At 43.3% G+C, this 3122-nt stretch carries 3 protein-coding genes; all 3 read left to right on the top strand.

Annotated features, from left to right (window positions below):
- The first annotated feature begins 766 nt into the window (after positions 1-766).
- Positions 767-1877, top strand: a protein-coding gene (gene prfB / locus F6J99_RS43665; RefSeq protein ID WP_149031386.1) for a peptide chain release factor 2 whose coding sequence is annotated in 2 segments (ribosomal slippage) — positions 767-838 and positions 840-1877 — 1110 coding nt in all. Because the reading frame shifts where the segments join, the coding sequence is not laid out codon by codon here.
- Between the two features lie 297 nt (positions 1878-2174).
- Entirely contained in the window at positions 2175-2390 is a 216-nt protein-coding gene (locus F6J99_RS43660) for a DUF3285 domain-containing protein (RefSeq protein WP_070391659.1), read from the top strand.
- A gap of 183 nt (positions 2391-2573) precedes the next feature.
- Entirely contained in the window at positions 2574-3101 is a 528-nt protein-coding gene (gene ybeY, locus F6J99_RS43655; RefSeq protein ID WP_293123352.1) for an rRNA maturation RNase YbeY, read from the top strand.
- Positions 3102-3122: the final 21 nt, after the last annotated feature.

Genomic DNA, 3122 nt, shown 5'->3' with positions numbered 1-3122 from the left:
TTTGTTTATCAGTACATATATTATAGCAATTCCATACATACTCTGTGCAAAATTCATCCCACACCTATGCTGCGCATTAGGTGTGGGGCTTCTTTTGCCCGTAGGGAGTAGGGCAGGGCTGTTCCATAGTCGGGTATATCTACTTAAACCGATGGCGATCGCCTCGATATAGAATGATAGAGAACGTCGAGTTGTATCAAATAATTTTAACTATGAATAGTATAGTTTATTAACTATAATAAATCAATAATTTTTGCAGCGATCGAGGAAGAATTCATTCCTGATTGATCGTATTATTTATCATAATTTTAGCAACAACAATTCTGGGATACTTAGGATATAGAACAATCGTCGATTTTGCTAAAAAAAATCAAAACCATACTTCTTCATTAGAGGCTGAACCCTTTGGGTAATTCAAAATTCAAAATATAGAATTGTCCGAATCATTTTGAATTAATAATTTTGAACTTTGAATTGGATCGAAGCGAGTTGTGGTCTTCACTCAGTGGCGGGTAAAAGCCCCCACTGATTGTCATTTTGAATTAATAATTTTTAATTTTGAATTGGAGCGTTCGCACCTCAAGCAGCGTCGGCTTTGCCGAAAGCGTGACCTACGGTCAAGGGACTTGACGGGGGAATTTGAGATTGCGATCCCATCGGGCTATCGCTATTTTATACTAAACTATAGTTTAAATGTATAATAATAGTTAAAATCAATTAAGAGCCCCTGGTGGTGTATAATGGTGTTGTAAAGGATTTAAGCATTATGGAAACCGTAGACCAGAAACGGGCAGTTGAAATATTGTCGGAGCGCCTGGGTAAAACCCAGGACTATCTTTGACATTGCTGCTCTGAATGCCAAAATTGAAGATTTAGAGCAGCTGGCAGCTCAACCGGATTTTTGGGATGATCAAAAGTCTGCTCAACAGACCCTTCAACAACTCAACGACCTAAAATCTAACCTCCAACGGTATCAACAGTGGCAATCTAGTTTGGAAGACACTAAAGCGATCTTGGAGTTGCTAGAACTAGAAACCGATGAGGCACTGCTTGCCGAAGCTCAAACCAACTTGACTCAGCTGAATAAAGAACTGGATCGCTGGGAGTTGGAACAGCTGTTATCTGGTACCTACGACGCATTAGGTGCTGTCCTCACCATCAATGCAGGGGCTGGTGGAACCGATGCCCAAGATTGGGCTGACATATTACTGCGCATGTACACCCGTTGGGCAGAGAACCATGGTTATAAAGCCCACCTAGCGGAAATTTCCCCAGGGGATGAAGCTGGGATTAAGTCTGCCACTCTGGAAATAGACGGACTCCGCGCCTATGGTTACCTGAAAGCGGAGAAAGGTACTCATCGACTGGTTAGAATTTCCCCGTTTAATGCTAACGGTAAGCGACAGACTAGTTTTGCTGGAGTAGAAGTGATGCCTGCGGTGGATAATACCGTTGAGCTGGAAATCCCCGAGAAGGATTTAGAAATTACCACCTCCCGTGCTGGTGGTAAGGGAGGACAAAACGTCAATAAGGTAGAAACTGCCGTGCGGATTGTCCATATTCCTACCGGCCTGGCTGTGCGCTGTACTCAGGAGCGTTCTCAATTGCAAAACAAAGAAAAAGCCTTAGTACTGCTGAAAGCTAAGCTACTCGTGATTGCTGAGGAGCAACGAGCTCAAGAAATTGCCGAAATTCGAGGGGACATGGTGGAAGCGGCTTGGGGAAACCAAATTAGAAATTATGTGTTTCATCCTTACCAGATGGTGAAAGATCTACGCACTAGTCTCGAAACCACAGCAGTTAATGATGTCGTTGATGGTAATATTGACTTATTCATTGAAGCGTATCTGCGTCAAGAAAATCAATTAACTAACTAATCACTAATGATTGGTCATTAGTGATTCTCAAAGTTGGTTGATTATTACTGATAAATAGTCAGTGGTCAAGTTTCAAGTAAGCAGGAATTAGGCAAAATTTAGCAACAAACTCGCCTTATCTTGATGCAGTCGCTCATGGGGGAAACCCCCGCAGGTCGGCGCTGCATCGCTAGGTTTAGGGTGCATTGATAAAGCAGGCTACAGTTAGAGTTTCTGAGTAAATCCTGGTAAAAATTGTTAAGTCTGCTGTTACATTAAAATCAGCAAATTAATTATCACGTAGAGTACTTGTGTTCGATGAGCAACCCACCTTCACAAAACCAACAGCCAGAACAAGGTCTGGATACAACTACAGCCCCAGCCGATAGCGGTTCAAGTGAACCCAAGCCTAGTTACACCAAGTTGGCCATGCGCAATATGGTGCGTAAGGGAGGTAAATCCCTGAGGCACTTTTTCCTCACAGTTTCTGGTTTATTGGCCTTAATGGTGGGTCTTGCCTACCTAACTCGTTAGCTAAAGAGTTTGTTAAGTCAGTTTAACTTACTGGTGACCCCTATCTCAAAAGAGATAGCAAAGGTAAGGGAACAGTAAGCATAGTCCTAGAACCAGGGTTAAGCAAGACCAGACCTAGCCAATCGGCTAGGTAATCCCAGTAGGTTACCCTACTGGTAGCCAAGCCTTTTGGAGACGCTGAGTGTGAAGTTTGAATTGAGTGTACAGGATTGTTTCTTTAATCGCTCCCATTCCGCTGAAACCATTACTAACCAATCCAGCAGCCCAATTTCCCTCCACACTTGGGAAAGCTGGTTTGACCAATGGCTAGCAAGCCTCGAACCGGATTTACCGGAGGCGAAGAGCTACGAATTGAGTCTTCGCCTTACCGACAATAGTGAAATTAAGGCACTTAATTCCCAGTACCGAAAAAAAAATCAGCCTACAGATGTACTTGCTTTTGCAGCTTTAGAGGTAAACTCTCCTAAGTTATCACCTCAAAAGCAATTATCGGTGCCTATATACTTGGGTGATATCGTGATTTCGGTAGATACTGCTGTTCAACAGGCTAAACAGCACGGGCATTCCCTATCCAAGGAACTAGCCTGGCTGGCAACCCATGGTTTACTTCACCTTCTAGGATGGGATCATCCGGATGAGGAAAGTCTAGTGAGAATGCTGGATCAGCAGGAGACTCTACTTCAGAGGGTAGGTCTTTCAAATGATTCCTAGAAGTATGCTGTGCTTTTCAGA

This window comes from Moorena sp. SIO4G3, from assembly GCF_010692305.1.
Taxonomy (GTDB): Bacteria; Cyanobacteriota; Cyanobacteriia; order Cyanobacteriales; family Coleofasciculaceae; genus Moorena; species Moorena producens_A.
The sequence above is the reverse complement of the archived record's forward strand: the minus strand, read 5'-3'. Positions and strand labels throughout refer to the sequence as shown.